Origin of the sequence: Candidatus Sodalis endolongispinus, assembly GCF_018777395.1 — a bacterium.
Taxonomy (GTDB): domain Bacteria; phylum Pseudomonadota; class Gammaproteobacteria; order Enterobacterales; family Enterobacteriaceae; genus Sodalis_B; species Sodalis_B endolongispinus.
The window spans coordinates 1,685,451-1,709,285 of record NZ_JAFJYC010000001.1 but is presented as its reverse complement, the minus strand read 5'-3'; the positions used below and the strand labels follow the sequence as shown (position 1 = coordinate 1,709,285).

The window sequence follows — 23,835 nt, the reverse complement described above, 5'->3', positions numbered from 1 at the left end:
CAACTATCCATGTCGTCAAAACCCATCCTTGCGCTACGCCTACGTTATCAAACGTATGTCCTGCAGCAGTCCCTGCCTCGCTGGCGTTCCTTTACCAGCTCACATTCTCCACCCTGGAGGTGTCCTGAGTATCATCCTGAAACTTGCGGGCTTCTTCCTGAGGCCGTTGCTGCACTAACCCTTCCCTTCCCTACGCTGTCCGTGCGGCACAAGCACAATCCTGATTCAGCGGGCGGTCCTTGCTTACTGGCCTGGTTGATAAGATCGCTTAAACTATCGTTCTAAACAAGAGTAGTCATATGCATTTATGAAGGCCGGTAAAAGGCGAAATGTTAACGAGTCGTTATATTGCTTTGATCTTACTGGAATAATTAATTTTTTGTTAAATTTAATATTTTTAAACACAGTTATTTCCTACAGTACTTGTAGGAGATGTCTTACAAGTGTTTGCATAAAAAGGGGGTTATTTTAGGCAGACAGGCGCGGCGTCAGGCGAGTGAGGAAGCTTGCCAGATCGACCGCCAGCACCTCCCGTTGTTTGCCGCCCACCTGCTCACGCAGGATATTGCCGCTGAGGTTACATACCGAAATTATCGTCAGCTCTGACGCGGTGGTGCCAATAGACAGCGTCGGTGTCTGCCGCAGCCGTTTTTGCATCAGCAGATGGCCTATCAGGTTTTCCTGCACCCGCAGAAAATCGGCCTCGTTCCAGACCTGTACCAGTTCCAGCGGTTCACCCGCAAACGCGGCCGGCATATCGCCGGCGTACTGGCTGCAGTAATAGGCCTGCACCGACGGCTGTAGTCCTAAGGACAACGCCCGTTCAACGCCCGCCAGCGTCTGATCCGCCGCCGCCGGCCGGGGTTGCCAATAAATCGCGTCGCCTTGGCCGCCGGCGACGCAGGGGGACGGTATGCCTGACAGCGCATGGCTTACGGGTAAGCCGCCGGTTGTTTGTTGCCAGCTGTCGACATATCGCCGGGTAAAATTTTCTAACGCCAGAGCAGTGGCCGGGTCCCTAATTTCTCTCATTTTATGGCTCCGTACGGTACACTACGCCTAGTGTAACAGTAAGGCCCCAAGGTAGACACCATGACGCATTATGACCAACATCACGCTTTGCAATCGCTGACGCTGGGAAAACCGACCCCGTACCGGGAGCGCTATGATCCCTCGTTGCTCCAGGCGGTACCGCGCGCGCTCAACCGCGATCCGCTGGGGCTTCAGGCGACGGCGCTGCCCTTTCATGGCACCGATATCTGGACCTTATATGAACTTTACTGGCTCAACGAAGCGGGACTGCCCCAAGTGGCGATTGGCGAAATCGCCCTGAACGCCACCAGAGCGAATCTGATTGAGTCTAAAAGCTTCAAACTGTACTTGAACAGCTACAATCAGACCCGCTTCCCCTCGCGCGAAGCGGTACGCGCGCGCCTGGCCGAGGATCTGTCGCGCTGCGCCGGCGGCGAGGTGCAGGTTGTCCTGCGCGCGCTATCCGAACTTACCGGTCGTCCGGTGCTGGATTTTGACGGCGAATGCATTGACGATCAACCTATCCGCATCGACGATTATACCTTTACCAACCGCTGGCTGGATGGCCGCAGCCGGCGGGACGGTGGTGAGCGAAACGCTGGTGAGTCATTTGCTGAAGTCCAATTGTCTCATCACACATCAACCGGATTGGGGCTCGGTGCAAATACGCTATCGGGGCGCGCGTATCAACCGCGAGGCGCTGCTGCGCTATTTGGTCTCTTTCCGCCAGCATAATGAGTTTCACGAACAGTACGTGGAGCGAATCTTCTGCGATTTGATGCAGTTTTGCCTCCCCGAAACCCTGACGGTTTATGCGCGCTATACCCGCCGCGGCGGACTGGATATTAATCCCTGGCGCAGCAATACGCACTTTTCGCCGGCAATCGGACGGCTTGCGCGGCAATAATGCAGTGCAGCGCGCAACTCTTGCCCAGCTTCCGCTGGCAGAGGGTTAAAACCTTGCCGCCGGTCATAGAGTTAGCGGCAGCGAGTTTGCCGGGCTTTTCGGGCCGGCGGCAACAGGGCGTATCACCGTTCCCCGAGTGCTTAGCACCGTTCATTAAGCTTTGCGCTTTGCGTAATAAGCATTAAACACTGATTACTAAGCACGAGGCATTAAGCACTGAGTACTAACCGCGGGGCATTAAGCACGGGGCACGGGCACTGTGGGATAATTATTTTTTGTATGCACCGGTATGACAAGGAGCTATTTTGATTACGCATATTAGCCCACTGGGCTCCATGGATTTATTGTCACAACTCGAAGTGGATATGCTCAAACGTACCGCCAGCAGCGATCTCTACCGGTTGTTCCGCAACTGTTCGCTGGCGGTGCTCAATTCCGGGATCCAGACCGACAGCAGTAAAGAGCTGCTGGAGCGCTTTCAGGATTTCGATATCAACGTCCTGCGCCGCGAGCGCGGCGTGAAGCTAGAGCTGGTGAACCCGCCTGAGGAAGCCTTTGTCGATGGCCGCATCATCCGTTCGTTACAGGCCAACCTGTTTGCTGTGCTGCGGGACATCCTGTTAGTTAACGGCCAAATTGTCAGCGCCGGCCGACATCAGCATCTCAATCTGGCCAACGCCTCCCACATCACTAATCTGGTATTTTCCATCCTGCGCAATGCCCGCGCCGTGGGTAATCAGCTGGGCCTGCGCGAACTTAACATTTGTACCGGTTGTGGGCCGGTGGCGATGGAAGCGCCCATGAAAGGCGCGGCGGTAGGCCATGCCCAGCAGCACTACAAAGAGGGGCGCTTTATCGGCATGACCGAGCCGTCTATCATCGCCGCCGAACCGCCTAACGGCCTGGTCAACGAGCTGATTATCATGCCGGATATCGAAAAACGCCTTGAGGCGTTTGTGCGTATCGGGCACGGCATTATCATTTTTCCCGGCGGCGTCGGCACCGCGGAAGAGTTCCTGTACTTGCTGGGCATTATGATGGATCCGGAAAACGCCGATCAGGTGCTGCCGCTGGTGCTTACCGGACCGGAGGAGAGCGCCGACTATTTCCGCGTTCTGGACGAATTCATCGTCAGCCCCCTCGGCGCCCAGGCCCGCCGCTATTATTCCATTATCATCGACGATGCCGCGGAAGTGGCTCGGCGGATGAAAAAAGCGATGCCGGAAGTGCAGGAAAACCGCCGCCGCAGCGGTGACGCATACGGCTTTAACTGGTCGCTGTGCATCGCCCATGATTTGCAGCATCCCTTCGAGCCCAGACATGAAAATATGGCCAACCTTAATCTGCACCGCGAACAGCCGGCGGAACGCCTGGCGGCCGCGCGGCGGCGGGCGTTTTCCGGCATCGTCGCGGGCAACGTCAAGGAGTACGGCATTCAGGCTATCGAGCAGTACGGGCCATATCAACTGCACGGGGATGCGGAAATCATGCGGCATATGGATACGCTGCTGCAGGGCTTTGTCGCCCAGCATCGGATGAAGTTGCCCGGCAGCGCCTACCTTCCGTGCTACGAAATCTGTATTTAACGCAACCGATGCCGGCGGGAAGCCGGCATCAGCGCCTTACACCGCGTGCGGGAGCGCTTGCCACGCCCAATGGATAATCAGGATGGCACTCCATGTCGGTACATTTGTTAATCGTTGACGCGCTCAATCTCATCCGCCGCATTCATGCCGTGCAGGGCGCCTCCTGTCTGGCCGCCTGCGGACACGCCCTGAGCCAGCTTATTGTCCACTGCTCCCCCAGCCACGCCGTGGCGGTGTTTGACGACGATGAGCGCCACGAAAGCTGGCGCCATCAGCAGTTACCGCAATACAAAAGCGGCCGCGCGCCGATGCCGCAAGATCTGCAGGCGCTGATGCCGGCCATCCGCACGGAATTTAATCGCCAGTCCGTCGCCTGCTGGCACGCCAGCGGTTATGAGGCGGATGATATCGCCGCCACGCTGGCGATCAAGGTGGCGTCAGGCGGGCATCGGGTGACGTTGGTCTCTACCGATAAAGGCTATTGCCAGTTGCTTTCACCCTCGATACAAATCCGTGACTACTTTCAAAAACGCTGGCTGGATATGCCTTTCGTCACGCGGCATTTTGGCGTCCAGCCACAACAATTGACCGATTTCTGGGGATTAGCGGGCGTGAGCAGCAGCAAAATCCCAGGCGTTGCCGGCATCGGTCCAAAAGGCGCCGCGCAGCTTATCAGCGAGGCGGGCACGCTGGAAACGCTGTATCAGCGGCTGGCGCAAGTGCCGGAGAAATGGCGGCACAGACTGGAACGCGATCGTGACCTGGCGTTTCTCTGCCGCCGGGTGGTGACGCTGGATACCGCAGTGACGCTACAGGGCAATCTACAGCAATTGCGCTTACGTTAACCCACGCAGCAAAACAGTAGCAGACCCCCCGCCAGCGCGAGCCAGGGACCAAACGCCAGCTGCATCGCCAGCGTCGCGCAGCGCCATCGCCGCAGGCATAAAATGCATAACACCCCTCCCGCCTCGGCCAGCAGCAGCAATAGCGGCAATGCACGCCAGCCCAGCCAGGCGCCCAGCGCCGCCAGAAGCTTAAAATCCCCCGCCCCAAGCCCATGGCGACCGCGCGCCAGCCGGTAAACGCCGTTGACGCACCACAGCGTCAGATAACCGCTCACCGCGCCCCACACCGCATCAGACAGAGGTACAAACGTGGCGCCGAGATTGAATAACAGCCCCAGCCACAGCAGCGGCTGGGTGATGACGTCCGGTAGCCGCCATGTCGCCGCGTCCACCACCGCCAGCAGCAAAAGCGCGCTCAGCAACATGACCGCGCCCGCCAGCGCGGCACCCGGCGCAAAATGGACTGCAGCCAGCAGAAACAGTACACCAACGCACAGCGCCAACGGCCAGCGACGCGTGAAGGGATTACTGCGGCGCCCGCGACGTCGCCGGGGAAGACAGCGCAAAAAGGGAGATCCCTCCAGGAGGTGTAACAGCACTAAATGCAGCGCCAGCCCCACCGTTAGGCCGAGCAGCAGCAAGAGCATTTGCCACAGCGGTGGCGTGAAAACGTCCGACAGCGCCACCGGCACCCCGCCCGGGAGCCCGGCGGGCGCTACCCTCGCCAGGCCCTCTGATGCCACGCGCGGTCCATCCTCCCAAAACACGCCAATAATCGCCATCATGGCGGCATTCAACCGGGCCATAAGTCATCCTCTTTTGTCCATGCGGGGCGATTGGCGGCAGGCGCCTGGAAAATGGCGGCACATATGCCCCACCGCTTGTATAACAGCGACCAAACGCTAGCGGTTCTTCCGCGAAAGCAAACCGTCCCTCACGTCCCCATCCCTTCGATTGGGCAAACTCTGCCATAGCCGCCGACCGCCGGCCAGCGTGCGCCCATGAATCTGGATAACGCATCGCAGACGGTCGCTCGTGCCTGTCTGGTGGTAAACGCACGGCTAATCTCCTATTGCCCGTCCGGCCGCCACGCGGCAATTTACTGTTTTGTCCACGGCAGGCATGATGTGTCGCAGTGCAGGTGTGCGGTATGCACCGGGCCTGTAAGGATATTCATCTGATAAACACGGATCCCCCGCGTGTCCGCGACGGGAAAGATGACCGCCCCCTGTTTACACCCATCGAGAGAGCACATGATGAACACCATCCCCCCTTCACGTGTCAATGGCGTCACCGGCGCCGTCGCCGCTGCGCCGACGAATCAGCATCGCACCAGCGCGCTAAGCCAGGCGCTGACGTCCGCCGACAACAGCCAGACCGTCTTGGCCAACATGACGCTCAGAGAAAAAATTGGTCAAAAAATCATGCTCGATTTCCGCTACTGGGGCCGAGATAGCGCCAGCGGCGCGGCGCAGGACACCGTGGCGATCAACGCAAACATCGAAAACATTTTGTGTAATTACCATATCGGCGGTGTCATTTTGTTTGCCAATAACCTGAAAAGTGCCGATCAGATCCGCCACCTGACGGCGCAATTAGCCGCCGTGCCCCAGACTCACGGCATCGGCTTGATGATTGCTACCGATAATGAAGGCGGCAACGTCTTTCGCCTGCCGCGCGGCGAGTACACCGCTTTTGCGGGCAATATGCCGCTCGGGGCACTGTACGAGGGCCACAGCGAAAGCGTACTGCCCTACCTGCAGGGCAAGATCATGGCGCAGGAACTGCGCAGCCTGGGCATCAACGTCAATTTTGCGCCGGTGGTGGACGTCAACAGTAATCAGGCCAACCCGGTTATCAACGTTTGCGCGTTCAGCGATTCTCCAGCCCATGTGGATCGGTTGGCCCGGGAACTGGTAAGAGGCAATGAGCGGGTAGTCACCTGTTACAAACACTTTCCTGGCCATGGCGATACGCATACCGACTCCCACTTGGATTTACCGAGAGTGGACCGCAACCGGGAGGAGACCTACGCCATCGACCTGGCACCCTATAGCGCCGCTATCGCCGAGGATGAGGCGCCGGACATGATCATGACCGCCCATATTCAATACCCGGCCCTCGATGACAGCCGCATCACCAGGCTCGACGGCGAGAACATTGTGGTTCCCGCCACCCTGTCGCGCAGGATCCAGCACGACCTGCTGCGACAGGAGTTGGGCTACCGCGGCGTGACCATTACCGATGCATTGGATATGAAGGCCATTAGCGACAACTTCGATCCGCGCGACGTGGTGAAGCGGGTGTTCAACGCCGGTATTGATATCGCTCTGATGCCGGTCAGCGTACAGGCGCCTGAGGAAGAGAATAAACTGCGCCAGCTTATCGACTATGTCGTCACGCAGGTTGAAGACGGCGAGATTAACGGCGAGGACATTGATGCCTCGGTGGCGCGGATCCTGACGCTGAAACGGGCCAAAAACATCTTGGCGGGCCAGACGGCCGCCCACGCCATCGGCGAGACCGAGCGGCGTCTGGCGAAAGAAGTCGAAATTGCGATTGCCGATCAATCGATCACGTTATTGCAAAACCATCAATTGCTGCCGCTGCGGGACGTCAGTCGCAAGATCGTCATTCTCACGCCCTGGGGCGAACAGGGTCATGCCGTACGGCAGGTGTTGACGCAAAAGGGCTTTCACGACGTCAATAGCCATAAGCTCGCAGAAATCGCCTGGCAGGCGCAACAACGGGAAATCGACCGCTGCGATATCGTAATCGTCGGCAGCCAGGCGGTCGGCGTCAGCCCGGTGGAGAACAACGGTCAGGCCGGCGGCGCTGGCGCGACCAGCGACACGGCCTCGATTGCCGCCATTATCGATTATGCCCGCCGCCAGCAGAAGAAAATCGTGCTGCTGCTGCGTTCGCCCTACGACATTATTCACTTTGATGGCAAGACCGACGCGGTGTTGGCCACCTATGCCTATTACGGTCTGGACAACGACGTCCGCCGGGGCGAGTCGCTATTTGCCGCCGCGCGGGCGTTGGTGGGGGAGTTGCAACCGAGCGGTAAGCTGCCGGTAAATATTTATAATGTCGATCGGCAGGAGGCAGCAACCGATATCCGCTACCCGCGCGGCTTCGGCCTGAGCTGCTAAAAGCTCGCATTGCCGCGGCAGCGGTGTGGGGGCTTACCGGTCAGGTTAGCGTCTCGCCGGTGGCTTGGTGCCATTAGCCGGCGATGGCGAGACCCTGACGGTCCCTTTGTGTCGCCCCGCCGGCCGCGGCGTGATCCGACGGTAAACACCCTCCGGATCTTACGCGATCCCGGCGGTACCAGTAACCTGTCACGCCGGCCCTATCATGCGCCCTATCCCGGCGGCCACGCGACGGTGGGCAAAGATTACCCCTGTCTGCAGGTGACCAAGACGTTTCCTGACGCGCGATGAGGCGCAGGTTGCGACATGCGACACGCCATCAGCGTTCGTCGCGCCGTCCCGGCACCGCGCTCCAGAACCGGCGGGCATGCACCGTCACTTCCTCCCGGTCATGGTACAGCTGCTTGGCGTGCACTTCCGCATGTATCCCGTTCGCCTGCAATTGGTCGCCCAGCAGGCGCAGGTTCTGGCTAACTTCTTCATAGCGTTTTTTCATCGGTAGCTTAAGGTTGAAAATCGCCTCGCGGCACCACCCATTCACCAGCCAGTTCGCGGCCAATTGCGCCACGAGGGAGGGTTTTTCCACCATATCGCACACCAGCCAGTAGACATTATTGCGCGGCGGCTCGAAACGGAAACCGTCGGCGAGATGATGGATCACCTGCCCTGTCGCCATCAGCGCCTCGTCCATCGTGCCGTTATCCACCGCATGTACCATCATACTGCGTTTCACTAATTGGTAAGTCCAGCCGCCGGGACAGGCGCCCAAATCCACCGCGTACATACCGCTGCCGAGGCGTTCGTCCCACTCATCGGCGGGGATAAAAACATGGAAAGCCTCCTTCAGTTTCAGCGTGGAGCGGCTGGGCGCATCGGGCGGAAATCGCAGCCGGGGAATGCCCATATAGAACGGGGAATGATTATCACGATAAGAGTAGCCCGCATAGCAACATCCCGGCGCGATAAACAGGACGTGGATGACCTGCGGCGAGCTGTGTTCCTGCCCCTTGAGGATCCGTTGTGCGCGCAGGGCAGCCCGCAGCGGCACGGTGAATTTGCGACAGAACTTCATCAGCTCTTTGCTTTCATTAGTATCAGGTACTTCAACCCGCAATTCACCCGCGCCAGCGACAGCCCCCGTCAGCATACCGGCTATCGGCGTGATGCGATCCTCGGCGGGCAGGCCGCGCAGCAGCTCTCCCGCCAGCATCATCTGACGGGCAAAAATCAAGCTGCGCAACGGCAACGTACGCACCAGCCGGTCGGCCTCTTCATGCTGATAACAGACAAACACCACGTACCCGCTGTTGTCCTTAACGCGCGCAAAGCCGAAAATTTCCCGCGCGGCGGCTTTTTCGGTGATCTCGGCAGCGCACTCTTTCTCAAAGCCGGGGCGGCAATACAAAATAACGTTATTCACGGCGTTCGGCCTTCTTTTTCAGGCGCAGCGCGCCAATCAACAGCAATACCCAGCCCGCCAGGAAACACACGCCGCCGATGGGCGTGATATACACCCACAGGCGCAGGTGCAATAGCGCCAGGCAATATAAACTGCCGGAAAACAGTACGATGCCGATAGCCAGCAGCACGCCGCTCCAGTAGAACCACAGGTTGGGGTTACGCAGCATCACCGCGCCCAGGGCCATTATCGCCAGCGTATGAAACGCCTGATATTCCAAACCGGTTCGCAACCATGCCATTTCCAGCTCGCCCAGCGACAGACGCAGGCTATGGGTGGCAAAGGCGCCAATAGCTACAAATAAAAAACCACTCAGGGCGGCAAAAATCAGCATTCCACGACTACGCATGTTCACAATTACAATAATTATTGATGGAGGGTGCCGTGTAGCGGCGCCAGCGCCAGCGTCTGCGACGCGGCGTAACGAAAGCGGAACGTCTCCTGCTCGCTGGCCGCGCGCGCCAGGATCCATTGACGAAAGGCGGCGATTTTACCCACTTCCGACTGGCTGTCATGGCAAACCAAATAAAATGCGTTTTTGCTTTCCAGCACCTCATTAAACGGGCACGCCAGCCGGCCGGCCTCGATTTCCGTCTGCGCCATGACGTTGTTGGCCAGCGCCACTCCCTGAACGTGGATCGCCGCCTGCAGTACCATGGCTCTGTGGCTGAAAATCGGGCCCTGCTGCACATTGAGCTGGCTCAGGCCCAACTGCCGGCTGTAGGCCAGCCACTCCCGCCGCGAGGCGTCATGCAAGAGGGTATGGTGAATCAGATCCGCCGGCGTTTTCAGCGGATGGGTACCGGTCAACAAAGCCGGCGCGCACACCGGCAACAGGTATTCGGCATACAACTTCTCCACCCTTAAGCCGGGCCAATTACCGCGACCATAAAAAATGGCCACGTCCACGTCATCCCCCAGCTTATCTTCTTCGCGATCCACCGCTTGGATGAGGACATCCACACCCGGCCAGGCGGCGTTGAAACTCGACAAACGCGGCACCAGCCACTGAATGGCAAAACTCGGCAGCAGACTGACCGTAAGCGCACCTTTGGCGCTACGCGATTGCAATTTGCGTGTCGCCTCCGCCAGTGCCGAGAAAATTTCTTTTATATCAAGACAATAGCTTTGCCCTTCCTCGGTCAACAGCAACGAGCGATTGCGGCGACGAAACAGTTTCAGGCCGAGAAAGCCCTCCAGCGATTTGATCTGATGGCTGACGGCGGCCTGCGTGACGAATAATTCGTCCGCCGCTTTGGTAAAGCTCAAATGGCGCGCCGCCGCGTCGAACACCAGCAGGGCATTAAGCGGAGGGAGTCGTTTGGACATAGGCTGGCGCTTTTTTTGGATTAGGTATCATGGGTAGGGCCGGCATAGGCAGTTCATCTATTAGTTTTTTTATCCGAGGCATTATAATTTGTCCGTTGATGATGCGCCAGCAAATACCTATAGTTGTTGCCATTCACAAGCCGGAACGAAAAGCGATTAGGAAGCTAATGTTTTCAAAGTGCTTTTGGCGAGTGATGTGATGTTGTGTTTGCAGATTGGGCCGCTACTGCGAGCCCCCTTTATAAATCCGTTTTTGGATACATTTTTCTGTCTGTCCATAGAGAAAAGTAGCACCGCGCCTGCGGTGCTTTTTTTGTCCATCGCCAGAGGTCTGGGGAGAGGACGGAAAAACAGGGGCGACAAAAGACCGCGACGACAGAGAGACCGCGGTGGCAATGGGGCTGCGGCGGCGGTGGGTGTTCTCCTTACCTAAACGGCGTGCCATGCCGACCGAGGCGAGCCCGGTCTGGCCTGCGGCAAGGTGATGGAACAGGGAACTCAGGCAGACAATAGCGGCTTTTATGCCCTAGCCCGCGCCTACTACCGGTACTGGTACAGGCGGCCAGCGCAGGCTGCCGCGAGGTTTGTCCCGGCGGGCGCAAGCGAGCTGAAGCGCGAAGGTTATTGCGCTTCCATCAACTCTTTCACGTCAGAGCGGTTGATTTGCTGCTGGGTGCCCGAGACATCTTTGTAGCTAATCATGCCGGTATCATCATCCACTTTCGGCTTGCCAGAGGTTACAATAGTCCGGCCATCATTGGTATGCATGACGTAATTGCTTGAGCGCAGGCGCTGAGCGTAAAGGCTAAGGCACAGGCGGTAAGAACTGCGGCTGTTTTCTTCATTGATTATTCCTCGCAGAGTAAACTACTGTAATCGTCCATTATTCGCTTAGGGTATTGGCATTACCCGATAGTTATAAGCATAACCGGCTTTCTCGATTTTGCCAGAAAATGACATGTAATTCGACGACTTAGCCGCCGTACTGGCGTGTCCGTTGCCACTTGAGGACTTCCGTGACCCAGTTTGACTGTAATGCTTTTCGCTCCCATTTCCCGGCCCTGAGCGCGGGTGGCGCCTATCTGGACAGCGCGGACACCGCCCTGAAACCGCAGCCAGTGCTGGCGGCAACCGACGATTTTTATCGCCTGGCGCAGGGCAACGTGCATCGCAGCAGCTACCAGCGAGCGCAATCCCTGACCGCCCGCTATGAGCTGGCGCGTCACCAGGTGGCCCGCTGGCTCGGCGCCCCGCGCGTAGAGGACATTGTCTTGACCCGCGGTACCACCGAGTCACTTAATTTGATAGCCCAAAGCTATGCGCGACCGCACCTGCAACCCGGCGACGAGATATTGGTTGCACAGAGCGAACACCACGCCAATCTGGTTCCCTGGCTGATGGTGGCGCAGCAGACCGGCGCCCGCGTGATCAAATGGCCCATCGGCCACGATCTCCTGCCCGATGAGCGACAACTCTCCACGCTGCTGACCGCCCGCACACGAATTGTGGCGCTGAGCCAAATGTCCAACGTTACCGGCGGCTGCCCGAATTTACATCAGATTATCCCCCGCATACGCCAGACGTCGGCGGTGATTGTGGTGGACGGCGCTCAAGGGGTGGTACACGGCAGGCCGGATGTCGCGGCGTGGGATATCGACTTTTACGCCTTCTCCGGTCATAAACTTTTTGGTCCGACCGGTATTGGCGTCCTGTATGGCAAAACCGATCTTCTGGCGGCGATGCCACCCTGGCAGGGCGGCGGGAAAATGCTCAGTGCGGTGTCGTTCGATGAGCTTATCCCTCAGCCGCCGCCGCACCGTTTTGAGGCGGGCACGCCGAATATTGCCGGCGTTATCGGTTTGGATGCCGCACTCGGCTGGCTGGCGCTGCAGGATCTCGCGGCAGCCGAGGCCTGGAGCGTCTCGCTGGCGGATGCCGCCCAACAACGGCTGTCGCGGCTGGCGGGGTTTCGCGCTTTTCGCTGCCCGTGGTCGCCGCTGCTGTCATTCGTTATCGCCGGCATCCACCCGTAGGATATCGCCCAGGTGCTGGCAAAATCCGGCGTGGCGGTGCGCGCCGGCCAGCATTGCGCCCAGCCGCTGATGGCCGCCCTTGGCCTCCCTGGCACCGTACGCGCGTCTTTCGCCACCTATAATGCCCTTGCGGACGTAGATCGTCTGCTGGAGGCGACCAACGCCGCCCTGGACCTTTTCAGCGACTAACGGAGCTCGGCATGACAGAAGAGGCTTTTTCCCTGCACGGCCCACACCCGTTCGGTACCGAGATTACCGCCGCGGAACTGGCCCGCCGCTTTGCCGCCTGCCGGCAGTGGGAAGATCGACTGCGGCAGGTGATAACGCTGGCCCGGGCGCTGCCGCCGCTGCCGGATCACCTTAAGACGCCCGCAACCGTCCTCGCAGGCTGTGAAAGCCAGGTGTGGCTGGCGCACCAGCCACTGGCCGACGGCACCCTGCATTTCTATGCCGACAGCGACGGACGCATCGTCAAAGGGCTATTAGCTATCGTGCTGACCGCTGTGGAGGGCAAGACCGCGATACAGCTGCGCCAGACCGATCCGCTGTCGCTGTTGCGCGAGCTGGGTTTGGAGGCGGAGTTGAGCGCCAGCCGCGCCGACGGCTAACGGCCACGCCTGCCGGCGCAACCCGGCCGGCACGACACCCGACGGCAAAGGACACAGGCGTAAGCTGGCGCCATCGTCTACGCCCACCGCCGAGCGCCTACCGTTGTCCGCTGTCCGTTATCCTCTCTCCGTTGTCCGCTGTCCCCTTCGCTGCCCCCTCTCCGCTGTAAGCTGTAAGCAAGCGCAGCAAACGACCGCAGGCCAGCGTCACGCCAGACCGCAATGGGGTCAGGCTATGGGCGGTGTGGCATGCTGTCGCCGCGCCTTGGCCAGCATTTTTTTCAGCGCATGCGCCACGGCGACAAAACCAAATGTCGCGGTCACCATGGTCGTGGCGCCAAAACCCGACGCGCAGTCCATTCGTTTGGGTCCCTCCGCCGTTGAGGTCGAGGCGCAGACCGAACCGTCGGGCTGGGGATAAACCAGCTGTTAGCTGGAAAAAACGCAGTCGATGCCCAGCTTGCCCTTGCTGTTTTTCACCACGTGAAACGTCTGCTTCAGGCGATCGCGCACTTTCGCCGCCAGCGGACCTTGAATGGTTTTCGCCAGATCCGCTACCTGAATGCGGGTAGGGTCGGTCTGACCGCCGGCGCCGCCTACGCACACCACCGGCATTTTATAACGTCGGCAGTACGCCAGCAGCGCCGCTTTGGCCCGCACGCTGTCGATAGCGTCAATAACATAGTCGAAGCCGCCATCTAGCCTTTGGGCCACGTTGTCGGCGGTGATAAAATCATCGATAGCGGTGACCCGACATTCGGGGTTAATGGCCGCGAGCCGTTCGGCCATCACCGCGATTTTCGGCTGCCCGACGCGGTCGCGCAGGGCGTGGATTTGCTGGTTGGTATTGGTGACGCACACGTCGTCCATATCAATCACGGTTATCGCACCGATACCGGTACGGGCCAGCGCTTCCGCCGCCCAAGAACCTACCCCGCCTATACCGATCACGCAGACGTGGGCGGCAGCGAAGACCGCCAGCGCATCCCGGCCATACAGCCGGCCGGTACCGCCGAAGCGCTGCAACCAGGCGTCTGATAGGTGATCATTCATGTTCATGGTGCCTCAGTTAACAAAAGCGGCCCGCAGGCCGCTTGATAAAGGGTGAAATCTACGCCACCGGTCAGTTATCGTAGATAACCTGCACGGTGTTGGGGGCCGGCCGCAAGACCGGCTGGGCACCGGTGAGACCAAACCCCGTCGCGCCCGTTACACCGCCAGAGTCCCCCCCGTCAACCCCGTGGCTGTCGCGTTAATCACACCGCCGGCGGCGGTGCCCGTCAGACCCGTGGCTGTCGCGCCGGTGCCGACGCCGGCGTTCGTTCCCGCTACGCCGGCTTGACCGCTGCCGCCAGTGTAGGCGGTGAACAGCGGGCCGCTATTCCCTGCGCTCTTCAGCACCCAGACGCGACCGTAATGGTTGTAATAGCCGGCGGAATGGCCCGCTTCCGGTCCAATACCCTGATACATATCGAAATGCTGGCCTTTGATTGCGCCACCGACGTCCAGGGCCACCATCAGCCGGAGCTCATATTTTCCCGTGAATTTACCTCTGTTGTCCAGCAGCGGCACCTCTGCTAGGATAGTGCTCCCGGCGGGGATAAGCGAACGGTCGGAGGCCACGGCCGCTTTTGCCACCAGCGGTACCGCGCTTGCCCCCTTCACCGGCGCGAAGGGAACCGGTTTGAAAAACACGAACGACGGATTTTGTTCGAGCAACTCACGCACTTCGGCCTCGCTGTGGGTGTCGGCCCAATGGCGGATCGCCTGCATCGACATATCCTCCCGCGCCACCTCGCCGCGATCGATGAGGACCTTGCCGATACTGCGGTAGGCATGACAGTTTTTGCCGGCATAGGCAAAAAACATCAGCGGCCGGCCATCTCCGTAATCGACATAGCCGCTGCCCTGGACCTCCATCATGAAATTATCCATCAGCGAATTGGTCCAGGCGATAGCCAGACCGCTGATGAGCGCGCCGCTGTAGATGGCGGCGCGATCCGGCAAGCGGCGATTCTTGCTACGGGACGGCATACGGTACAGCGGATAGCGGAACTCCCCCTGCGGCGTATAGCGCGCCTGCACCACCGGCGTGTAATAACCGGTAAATTGCACATTGCCGTAGTTATCCGCCCCTTCCATTTGATAGGCCTTGATACCGTACTGGCTCAATTGGCGCGTATCGCCACCGGCCTGCGCCCAGCGCTGGATGGCGGCAAAATCGGTCTGGTTGCGCTGAAACAGGGTGGCGGCGGCGTATTGGGTTTCGAGCACCTGATCGGCATAATCCCCGGCATTAACCGGCTTACCGCGGGCATTGGGCGCGTTGACCAGCGCCAGCGGCTCCTTCAGTTGACCATCTTTATACTGCTGTCCGCGATCGGTTGGACGGGATTGGCACCCGGCAAGAATGGCGATAATCACGCCGCCGATCAGAGAGATTACCCACTGTTTACTCATAACGTTCTCGCGCCGTTAAATCCTAACGGCGAACGATAGCAGAGGCGCCATCATAATTAAATTCATTATTATTATGCCCATTCAATGAGTTGTTGATAAAAGCAGCACAACGGGGTGAAATTGAACAAATATCAGAAGAATAGAGGCTATTTAGCAAAAATGGGTTGCATCAAAACCGCTACAGAGTATAGTGCGCTTCCACGGACGCGGGGTGGAGCAGCCTGGTAGCTCGCCGGGCTCATAACCCGAAGGTCGTCGGTTCAAATCCGGCCCCCGCAACCAATCTCCCGTAGCTGTTACTGTGGTTAATAACGCTTTATCGCTTTGTACATTCTTGTAATGATACAAAGCAATAAAGCGTTTTTTTTCGTCTGTCTTCCGCCAGCATCAAAAGCGGCCGCCGCGTTTCCGCCGGCCGGCACCGCCGTCCAGGGCCTTACCACAGGCGCCCGGCGAGACGGTTACCCCTGACGATTTACTGGCGCTAATGGTAAAGCCTGCTGCCGTTGGCGGTCAGACCGCCGCCAGGGGGCTGCGGCCATGGATGGTCCTACTGCCGTAACGGATTTGCCGTCGCTGGCGGTCATAGCGCCGCAACGGTTATGTTGCCGTTAGTGGTTATACTGCTACAACGGATCTGCCTCTGCTGCCGTGAGTGGTTCCACTGTCGCAACGGTTATGTTGCCGTTAGCGGTCCTGTTGACGGATATGCCACGCCCAACATCGCCCCCAGACGCGTGCCGTCGCCCTGACGTACCGCCTCAATCATCTCATCATGCTCGCGGGCAGACTGCTCAATCCGCGCCCGGGTGGTCCACTGATGCACCGGCGCGGCGCTGGTATGCTGGCGGATGTCCGCCACCAGCGCCACCAGCTCCTGGTTACCGCACAGCGACAGCAGATGATGAAACGCCAGATTGGCCTCGTACAGTTCCAGGGTGGTGCCGTCGGCCAAAAGCCGCACGAACTCCGCCGCCAATTGCTCAAGCAGCGCGATATCCGCAGCCGTAGCGCAGCCGGCAATGCGGCCGGCGACGCCGGTTTCCAGCAGAATACGGATCTTCGCGACCTCTGCTTCCTGACGGCCATCGGGCCGGTACACATGGTAGCCGCGGTTGGGCACATGAGCTACCAGCCGCTTTTGCGCCAGTCTGTCCAAGGCTCGACGCACCTCCGGCCGGCCGCAACGGTAACGCTGCTGCAAATCGATTTGTTTCAGCCAGGCGCCGGGCGCCAGCAGGCCGGTCTGAATATCGTGCAGGATCAATTACGTGACCTTATCGGTTAGTACCGCCGACGAAGCCGGTCGTTTCTGCTTAGGCATAAAAAATTCTCAGTGTTTATCGGCGCATTCTGCCACCGCGCCGCGTCTATTACTACTCTGATACCAATGCGCGCGTCATAACGTTGTCTTATAGCCGCGGTTAACCATTGCACAATCAAAACAGGCGACGTAAATTGGTGCCAATTTTGGTAAACATTTTGGAAACTGCACCATGCCTACCTCCGTTACCGACCTGCTTGATGCCCGTATCAATGAGCTGCAGGCCGCTTTTTGCGCGTTAAGCGATCGTGTCTGGGACACCACCGAAACCAATTATTTAGAATATCAATCGGTAGCTGCCCATAAGGCCCTGTTGGAACAGCAAGGATTTCGGGTGGAAACCGGCCTGGCTGGCCTCCCTACGGCGGTAATGGGAGAAGCAGGGGACGGCGGACCGGTCATCGCCATTCTCGGCGAGTTCGATGCCCTGCCGGGCCTGAGCCAACAGGCCGGCGTCGCCATGCCCCGCCCGGAAAGCAACGGCGGCAACGGTCACGGCTGCGGCCATAACCTGCTGGGCGCCGGCTCTTTATTAGCGGCGCCGGCGGTGAAAGATACCCTGGCCGCGCTCGGCATTAAAGGTCGCATACGCTATTACGGCTGTCCGGCGGAGGAAGGCGGCTCATCGAAAGGGTTTATGGTGCGCGCCGGGGTTTTCGATGACGTGGATATCGCCATTTCCTGGCATCCGGCGGCTTTCACCGGGGTGAACAATCCTATTTCGCTGGCCTGTAACGAGCTGAATTTTCATTTCAGCGGCCGCGCCGCCCACGCCGCCGCGTCCCCTCACCTGGGCCGTTCGTCGCTGGATGCGGTTGAACTGATGAACGTCGGCGTTAACTATCTGCGCGAACATATGCCCTCGACGGCCCGTATCCACTACGCCGTCACCGATACCGGCGGCCATTCGCCGAATGTGGTGCAGGCGAAAGCGACGGTGCGCTATTTGATCCGCTCGCGCACGCTGCCGGACCTATTGGCGCTGGTGGAGCGCGTGAAAAATGTGGCGCGCGGCGCCGCGCTGATGACGGAAACGACGCTACGCCATGAAGTGCTCAGCGGAGACGCCAATCTGGTGGGCAATACGCCGCTGGAGCAGCTTATGCACCGGCACATTTAACGGCTCGGTTCGCCGCCGTTCGACGACGCGGACAACCGCACCGCCGCTGAGTTTCAAAAAACGTTTAGCGCCGACGATATCGCCGCGTTTTTCGGCCGTTTTGGGCTGCCGGTGCGCAACGATGTGCCGTTGTGTGATGTGGTTTTTGCGCCGGAAAGCGGCGACGGCACCCCCTGGTCGGCTCCACCGATGTTGGTACCGTCAGTTGGGTGGTACCGACGGTACAGCTGCGCGGCGCCACTTACGCCATCGGCACGCCGGGGCACTCCTGGCAGTTGGTCGCGCAGGGGAAATTGCCCGCCGCCCATAAGGGGATGGTCCATGCCGCCAAGGCCATGGCCGCCCCCGCGCTGGATCTGTTGCATGATCCGGCGCTTATCGCCCGCGCGCAGGAGGATTTCGCCCGGCGCCTGGCCGGTCGTCCGTTTATCAATCCGATCCCGGACGATGTGCAACCGCCGTTACCGGAGAACGCCCATGTCTGATTTCGCCGCCACGCCTGACCGCTCGCGTCTGATGGGGCATTTGGCCGAGTTCGCCAAACGCGTCAAATTATACGGGACGGCGCCTGAGCTTGAGAGCTTCCACTATTTGCGCCAGCAGATGCAATCTTACGGCTACCGCACCGAGCTGCTATCCCACGACGCCTGGATAAGCCTGCCCGGCGAGGCACGCGTAACGGTAGACGGTCAGGCTATCCCCTGCATTACCCACTCGATGTCGGTTGCCACGGACCCGGAGGGAGTCACCGCGCCGCTTCAGTATATCGGCGCAGGCCGGGAAGCTGATTTCGCCGCGGCGGATGTGGCCGGCAAGATCGTGCTGATAGACGGCATCACTACCGAGGAAGAGGCGGCGCTGGCCAAACGCTATGGCGCGGTGGGCCAATTGCACATCAGCCCGACGGAACATCTTTACGAGATGTGCGTCTCGCCGGTATGGGGCAGCCCCTCGCAGCACACCCGCCCGCTCTTGCCCTCGACGGTTATCTGTACCATCAGCCGGGATGACGGCGCGCCGCTGCGCGACCGCTGCCGCGCCGGCGAGTCACCGCAGGTCACGCTGTATACTGAGGTCGACACCGTCTGGCGCAAAACGCCTATTCTTGTGGCCGACCTGTCGCCCGCCGGCGATGAAGCCCCCTTTGTGCTGTTCGCCGGCCACCACGATACCTGGCATTACGGGGTGATGGATAACGGCAGCGCCAACGCCACCATGCTGGAGGCGGCGCGGCTATTGGCCGAGGCGCAAGCGGGCTGGCAGCGCGGTTTGCGCTTGTGTTTCTGGTCCGGGCATTCCCACGGCCGCTATTCCGGCTCCGCCTGGTACGCGGACGAATACTGGGATGAACTTGACCGACGCTGCGTCGCCCATGTCAATGTGGACTCCACCGGCGGCGAAAACGCCAACGTGCTGACCAATTCGTCGGTCATTGACGAACTGAAGGTCGTCGCTGCCGAAGCGGTGGCGGCCATCAGCGGCCAGCAACATCTCGGCCGCCGGCACGGTCGCGCCGCCGATCAATCTTTCTGGGGCGTGGGCATTCCATCGATGTTTGGCAGCCTCAGCCACCAGCCGCCGGGCCCGGTAAAAATGCTGACCGCTCTCGGCTGGTGGTGGCATACGCCGCACGATACGCTTGATCATATCGACCCCGACAATCTGCAGCGCGACACGGCCATCGTACTGCGGGTGCTGTGGCGCTTGCTCAGCGCGCCGGTGGTGCCGCTGGATTATACCGCCTTCTGCGTTTCGCTGGACGCCGAACTGGACACGTTGCAGGCGGCGCTGGGGGATCGCATGGATCTCGGTCTGCTGCGCCGGCGCGTCCGCTGTTTGCAGCAGGCGGCGGCAGTCAATCAACAGGCGTTAACCGCGTCCGGCGAGCAGGCCAAGCGCCTGAACAGCGCCATGATGCGCGCGTCACGCCTGCTGGTTCCGCTCAACTATACCGCCGGGAATCGTTTTTGCCACGATAGCGCCCTGCCGCACCCGGCCTGGCCGTCCTTAAGCGGCCTGCTGGATCTGGCCGCGTTGCCCGTTGATAGCGATCAACGGCCGTTTTACGCCGCTCCCGCGCGCCAGAGCCTCAATCTCGCCGCCGCGTTGGTAGCCGCCCTCGCCTTCACGACATTCGCCGCCGATGCCCAGGACGGGCAGCGGGTGCGCGTCGCTATCGAGGGCGCGTTTCCGCCCTGGAATGCTCTGGATTCACATGGTCAATTGCAAGGGTTCGACGTGGATCTGATTCATGATCTATGCCGCCGCGCCAAAGTGGAATGTCAATTGGAAAGAGGCGCCTGGGCCACGCTGGTGCCGGGCCTCAACGTCGGTAAGTACGATTTGGTCATGACGCTGGGAATTAATAAAAAACGTAAAAAGGTGGTGGATTTCACCGTCCCTTACGCCCGCGGCGTCGCCAGCTTTCTGGTGTTGAAAAACGGGCCTTTGGCGTCGATGCCGATGCGCGGCGAACGGTTGAATCTTAACGATAAAACCCACGCGGATCCGATCATGGCGACGCTTGCCACGAAAGACGGTCGGCGTCGTCCAGTCCACCAGCCATGAGCAATTGATGAATACCTACTTCGGCGACGACGTCACCGTCCGCACCTACCGCAGTTCGGCGGAGCGAGATCTCGATCTCAAGGCCGGGCGCATCGACGCCGGTTTTGATAGCGGCGTCTATGCCCGCTCGGTAATGGCGAAACCCGGAAACGACGATCTTATCAATGCCGGACCGGATCTCAAGGGCGCGATGCTTGCTACCGATGTGGCGATGGGCATGCGCAAGGGAGAAACCCGCCTGAAAGCTACCTTTGACGCCGCCATCACCGGCGCTGACCACGATGGCGTGATCCGCCAGCTGTCGCAGAAATGGAGCAAAATGGACCTGACGCCGGACCTCCCCTGAGAATGACCCCCTCGGCCCCGCTAACGCCAGCCTCGGAAACGCGTGGACCAACCACGGAACGGCGCACGCGCAGGCCGCCCCGGGCGCGGATGTTAGCATCGGCCACGCCAGGCGCCGAGTTCCCAGGCGCCACAAGCTAACGCCGCGCCAATACCCCACCGGCGGCAAAATAGGCTTTGATCCCGGCCAGAATGGCTTCCGCCACCTGCTGCTGGTAACGGGCGGTGCGCAACCGCCGCTCTTCCTGAACATTGCTGATGAACGCGGTTTCCACCAGAATTGACGGAATATCCGGCGCTTTCAGTACCGCGAAGCCCGCCTGATCGACGCTTTTTTATGCAACTGGGTGATCTTGCCCACGTGGCTCAGCACGTGCTTGCCGAATTTCAGGCTGTCGTTAATGGTGGCGGTCTGCATCAAATCGAAAATGGTATGATCCAGGTAGCGATCGCCGCTTTTGCTCACGCCGCCAATTTCATCGGCGGCATTTTGCGTTTGGGCCAGATAGCGGGCCGCCGCGCTGGTGGCGCCATTGGTGGACAACGCAAAGACCGAGGCGCCGTGGGCGCTGCGGCGGGTAAAGGCGTCGGCGTGTATCGAGACGAACAGATCCGCCCGCTGCTTACGGGCCTTCGCCACCCGCACCTTCAGCGGGATAAACACATCCTCATTGCGGGTCATGTACACCTGCATATTCGGCTCGCGCTTAAACGGCGGGCGATTTGCAGCACGATATCTTTCTCGAGGGTTTTGAATTTACCGATCGCGCCGGGATCCTCGCCGCCGTGGCCCGGGTCAAGCATCACCACAACCGGCCGGTCGCGTCCGGCTTTGCCGGCCTGTGGCGCCTGAGACTCCGGCGGCAAGGTGCGTGCCAAATCACCCTTGTTATAATCTTCCAGTAGCGCCAGCAGCGGATCGTCTTGCAGCGAGGAACGACTGCCATCCTGCGGGTAAAGATCCAGCACCAACCGGTGCCGGAAGCCGTGGGCCGGCGCCAGCGTCAAAAAGCGCGGCGCCACTTTCTGTTTCAGTTCCAGCACCAGCCGCACGGTGTGGCCGTCGAACTGGCCAACCCGTACCTGGCCGATATAAGGATCTTCCGGCCGTACCCGCTCCCCTAGCTAGCTGAGCATAGAATCGAGCCGCAGGCCTTCGATATCGAGCACCAGCCTGTCCGGACCACTCAGGGTAAAAGTACGGTATTGCAGGGTGACATTGGATTCCAGCGTCACGCGGGTATAGCTTGAGGCGGGCCAGATCCGCACCGCCACAATAGAGGGCGCAGCGGCGAAGCCAACCCGGCTGACGCTTAACAGCCAGGTGGCCGCCACGCCTTGCAGCCGCCGACGGCGAACGCGGTTGTGTTCTGACTCAGGCATGTCGCCCCGGTAATAGATTGTGCATTATCTGGTAAACCAATCGTTTATCGTTAACGGCGGAAACTTTAACCAAACCGCCGGCCGCTGTCATCCGGAAAAGCCGGCACAGAGGCGGCGTGCGGCAGACTTTGCTCATCTTTACAAACAGGCGCAGGGTGAATCGGGACTTGCCAAGCGAGTGATAAAAGAATAAAAATACACAAAATCAGAATAATCATTCACAGAGGACAGGCCGTGAAGGAACGCAGTACAGAGTTGGTTCAAGGTTTTCGCCATACGGTTCCTTATATCAATGCCCACCGTGGCAAAACCTTTGTCGTCATGCTGGGCGGCGAAGCCATCGAGCATGAAAATTTTGCCAGTATTGTCAATGATATCGGCCTATTGCACAGCCTCGGTATCCGCCTGGTATTGGTGTACGGCGCCCGGCCGCAAATCTGGCGGTACATCACCTTGAGCCGATGTACCACAAGCATACCCGCGTTACCGACGCGCCCACCCTAGAACGGGCAAAGCAGGCCGCCGGCCAGCTACAGCTGGACATTACCGCCCGGCTGTCGATGAGCCTGAATAATATGCCGCTACAGGGCGCGCACATCAACGTGGTGAGCGGCAACTTCATTATCGCTCAGCCTCTGGGCGTGGATGACGGCGTAGACTATTGCCACAGCGGCCGCATCCGCCGTATCGATGATGAGGCGATACACCATCAGCTTGACGGCGGCGCCATAGTGTTGCTGGGCCAGGTCGCGGTATCGGTTACTGGGGAAAGTTTCAACCTCACCTCCGAAGAGGTGGCAACGCAGGTGGCAATTAAGCTGAAAGCGGAAAAAATTATCGGTTTTTGCTCATCGCAGGGCGTGATTGGCGAGGACGACGATATTATTTCTGAACTGTTTCCCAACGACGCCCAGCGGCGCATTGATCAATTGGAAGCGTGCGGCGTTGACATCTTATCAGCTATCAGGAAGACGGCGCCCTGGTGCAAGAGCTCTTCTCCCGCGACGGCATCGGCACACAGATTGTGATGGAAAGCGCGGAGCAGGTGCGGCGGGCCACCATCAACGATATCGGCGGCATTCTGGCGCTGGAACAGCAGGGGATCTTGGTGCGCCGCTCCCGAGAGCAATTGGAAATGGAAATCGATAAATTCACCATTATCGAACGAGACAATATGACCATTGCCTGTGCGGCGCTATATCCCTTTCCCGACGAGCAGATCGGCGAAATGGCCTGCGTGGCGGTTCACCCTGATTACCGCAGTTCGTCGCGCGGCGAAATGCTGCTGACGCGCATCGCTCAACAGGCGCGCCAAATGGGGCTAAAAAAACTGTTTGTGCTTACCACTCGCAGCATCCACTGGTTTCAGGAACGCGGCTTTACCCCGGCGGAAGTCGATATCCTGCCGAACCAGAAAAAGGAACTGTATAACTATCAGCGAAGGTCTAAGGTATTAATCTACGAATTATCATACACTTAGACTCAATATTCGCTCAAAAAACAGGCGACAACATACAACAATGCACAACAATACATGACACTTTTATCAATAACTTACCGCTCATTTCTGCCTGCCGATAAAGCCATAATCGCCCACATTTGACGAAGGCTGGCCGGTCGGTTACTACGGTATTCCTACCCCCATATAGCTCACCACCCATGAGCGCAGGAACTCTAGGTG

General features: G+C 59.4%; 12 protein-coding genes, 1 tRNA gene and 8 pseudogenes. 11 read left to right on the top strand and 10 right to left on the bottom strand.

Features of this window, described 5'->3' with window-relative positions; translation table 11 throughout:
* Nucleotides 1–468: 468 nt before the first annotated feature.
* Nucleotides 469–1,032 carry a SecY-interacting protein gene (gene syd / locus JZM24_RS08260; protein WP_215669296.1) on the bottom strand — a complete coding sequence of 188 codons (564 nt, stop codon included), beginning with the start codon at nt 1,030–1,032 and terminating at the stop codon, nt 469–471.
* Nucleotides 1,033–1,092: 60 nt separating this feature from the next.
* Here syd and queF point away from each other — a divergent pair.
* The 3 genes and pseudogenes from queF to xni all read left to right on the top strand — a co-directional run bounded on the left by queF (nt 1,093) and on the right by xni (nt 4,370).
* A pseudogene (queF, locus tag JZM24_RS08255) lies at nt 1,093–1,939 on the top strand (NADPH-dependent 7-cyano-7-deazaguanine reductase QueF).
* A gap of 305 nt (nt 1,940–2,244) precedes the next feature.
* Nucleotides 2,245–3,525 carry a nucleotide 5'-monophosphate nucleosidase PpnN gene (ppnN, locus tag JZM24_RS08250; RefSeq protein WP_215669295.1) on the top strand — a complete coding sequence of 427 codons (1,281 nt, stop codon included), beginning with the start codon at nt 2,245–2,247 and terminating at the stop codon, nt 3,523–3,525.
* A gap of 92 nt (nt 3,526–3,617) precedes the next feature.
* Complete coding sequence (gene xni / locus JZM24_RS08245) at nt 3,618–4,370, top strand: flap endonuclease Xni (RefSeq protein WP_215669294.1); 753 nt, start codon at nt 3,618–3,620, stop codon at nt 4,368–4,370.
* On the opposite strand, the gene JZM24_RS08240 is transcribed toward xni, so the two are convergent.
* Entirely contained in the window at nt 4,367–5,176 is an 810-nt protein-coding gene (locus JZM24_RS08240) for a prepilin peptidase (RefSeq protein WP_246579913.1), read from the bottom strand. The two genes, xni and JZM24_RS08240, sit on opposite strands and share 4 nt — an antisense overlap.
* A 447-nt stretch (nt 5,177–5,623) precedes the next feature.
* Between JZM24_RS08240 and JZM24_RS08235 the strand changes: the two genes are divergently transcribed.
* Nucleotides 5,624–7,525: a glycoside hydrolase family 3 protein gene (locus JZM24_RS08235; protein ID WP_246579912.1), complete on the top strand. Its 1,902-nt coding sequence runs from the start codon at nt 5,624–5,626 to the stop codon at nt 7,523–7,525.
* 319 nt (nt 7,526–7,844) lie between these two features.
* Here JZM24_RS08235 and rlmM read toward each other — a convergent pair whose 3' ends face one another.
* From rlmM to JZM24_RS08215, 4 genes and pseudogenes are all read right to left on the bottom strand, one after another.
* On the bottom strand, nt 7,845–8,945 hold the full coding sequence (rlmM, locus tag JZM24_RS08230) for a 23S rRNA (cytidine(2498)-2'-O)-methyltransferase RlmM (RefSeq protein WP_215669293.1): 1,101 nt from the start codon (nt 8,943–8,945) through the stop codon (nt 7,845–7,847).
* A complete protein-coding gene (locus tag JZM24_RS08225) occupies nt 8,938–9,333 on the bottom strand; it encodes a DUF423 domain-containing protein (protein ID WP_215669292.1) in 396 nt (131 codons plus the stop codon). The genes rlmM and JZM24_RS08225 overlap by 8 nt, the downstream gene beginning before the upstream one ends.
* A gap of 17 nt (nt 9,334–9,350) precedes the next feature.
* A complete protein-coding gene (locus JZM24_RS08220; protein WP_215669291.1) occupies nt 9,351–10,313 on the bottom strand; it encodes a transcriptional regulator GcvA in 963 nt (320 codons plus the stop codon).
* A gap of 621 nt (nt 10,314–10,934) precedes the next feature.
* A pseudogene (locus tag JZM24_RS08215) lies at nt 10,935–11,158 on the bottom strand (YgdI/YgdR family lipoprotein).
* 171 nt (nt 11,159–11,329) lie between these two features.
* Between JZM24_RS08215 and csdA the strand changes: the two are divergent.
* Nucleotides 11,330–12,535, top strand: a pseudogene (gene csdA, locus JZM24_RS08210) (cysteine desulfurase CsdA).
* Between the two features lie 11 nt (nt 12,536–12,546).
* The gene (gene csdE, locus JZM24_RS08205) at nt 12,547–12,954 is read left to right on the top strand and encodes a cysteine desulfurase sulfur acceptor subunit CsdE (protein WP_215669290.1); all 408 of its coding nucleotides are present in this window, start codon (nt 12,547–12,549) and stop codon (nt 12,952–12,954) included.
* A gap of 228 nt (nt 12,955–13,182) precedes the next feature.
* Here the strand turns inward: csdE and tcdA are convergent.
* Nucleotides 13,183–14,007 (bottom strand): annotated as a pseudogene (tcdA, locus tag JZM24_RS08200) (tRNA cyclic N6-threonylcarbamoyladenosine(37) synthase TcdA).
* A 291-nt stretch (nt 14,008–14,298) separates the two neighbouring features.
* A pseudogene (mltA, locus tag JZM24_RS08195) lies at nt 14,299–15,414 on the bottom strand (murein transglycosylase A); the annotation flags it as partial.
* Nucleotides 15,415–15,619: 205 nt separating this feature from the next.
* Between mltA and JZM24_RS08190 the strand changes: the two are divergent.
* Nucleotides 15,620–15,696: transfer RNA gene (locus JZM24_RS08190), tRNA-Met, on the top strand.
* 394 nt (nt 15,697–16,090) lie between these two features.
* On the opposite strand, the gene JZM24_RS08185 is transcribed toward JZM24_RS08190, so the two are convergent.
* Nucleotides 16,091–16,681: a GntR family transcriptional regulator gene (locus tag JZM24_RS08185; protein ID WP_215669288.1), complete on the bottom strand. Its 591-nt coding sequence runs from the start codon at nt 16,679–16,681 to the stop codon at nt 16,091–16,093.
* A 229-nt stretch (nt 16,682–16,910) separates the two neighbouring features.
* On the opposite strand from JZM24_RS08185, the pseudogene JZM24_RS08180 reads away from it, so the two are divergent.
* From JZM24_RS08180 to JZM24_RS19145, 3 genes and pseudogenes are all read left to right on the top strand, one after another.
* Nucleotides 16,911–18,343 (top strand): annotated as a pseudogene (locus JZM24_RS08180) (M20 family metallopeptidase).
* Complete coding sequence (locus tag JZM24_RS08175; RefSeq protein ID WP_215669287.1) at nt 18,336–20,426, top strand: transporter substrate-binding domain-containing protein; 2,091 nt, start codon at nt 18,336–18,338, stop codon at nt 20,424–20,426. Before JZM24_RS08180 ends, JZM24_RS08175 begins: the two are co-directional and overlap by 8 nt.
* Complete coding sequence (locus JZM24_RS19145) at nt 20,383–20,772, top strand: type 2 periplasmic-binding domain-containing protein (protein ID WP_215669286.1); 390 nt, start codon at nt 20,383–20,385, stop codon at nt 20,770–20,772. Before JZM24_RS08175 ends, JZM24_RS19145 begins: the two co-directional genes overlap by 44 nt.
* A gap of 136 nt (nt 20,773–20,908) precedes the next feature.
* Here the strand turns inward: JZM24_RS19145 and amiC are convergent.
* Nucleotides 20,909–22,154 (bottom strand): annotated as a pseudogene (gene amiC / locus JZM24_RS08165) (N-acetylmuramoyl-L-alanine amidase AmiC).
* Nucleotides 22,155–22,475: 321 nt separating this feature from the next.
* Between amiC and argA the strand changes: the two are divergent.
* Nucleotides 22,476–23,634, top strand: a pseudogene (gene argA, locus JZM24_RS08160) (amino-acid N-acetyltransferase).
* Nucleotides 23,635–23,835 lie beyond the last annotated feature (201 nt).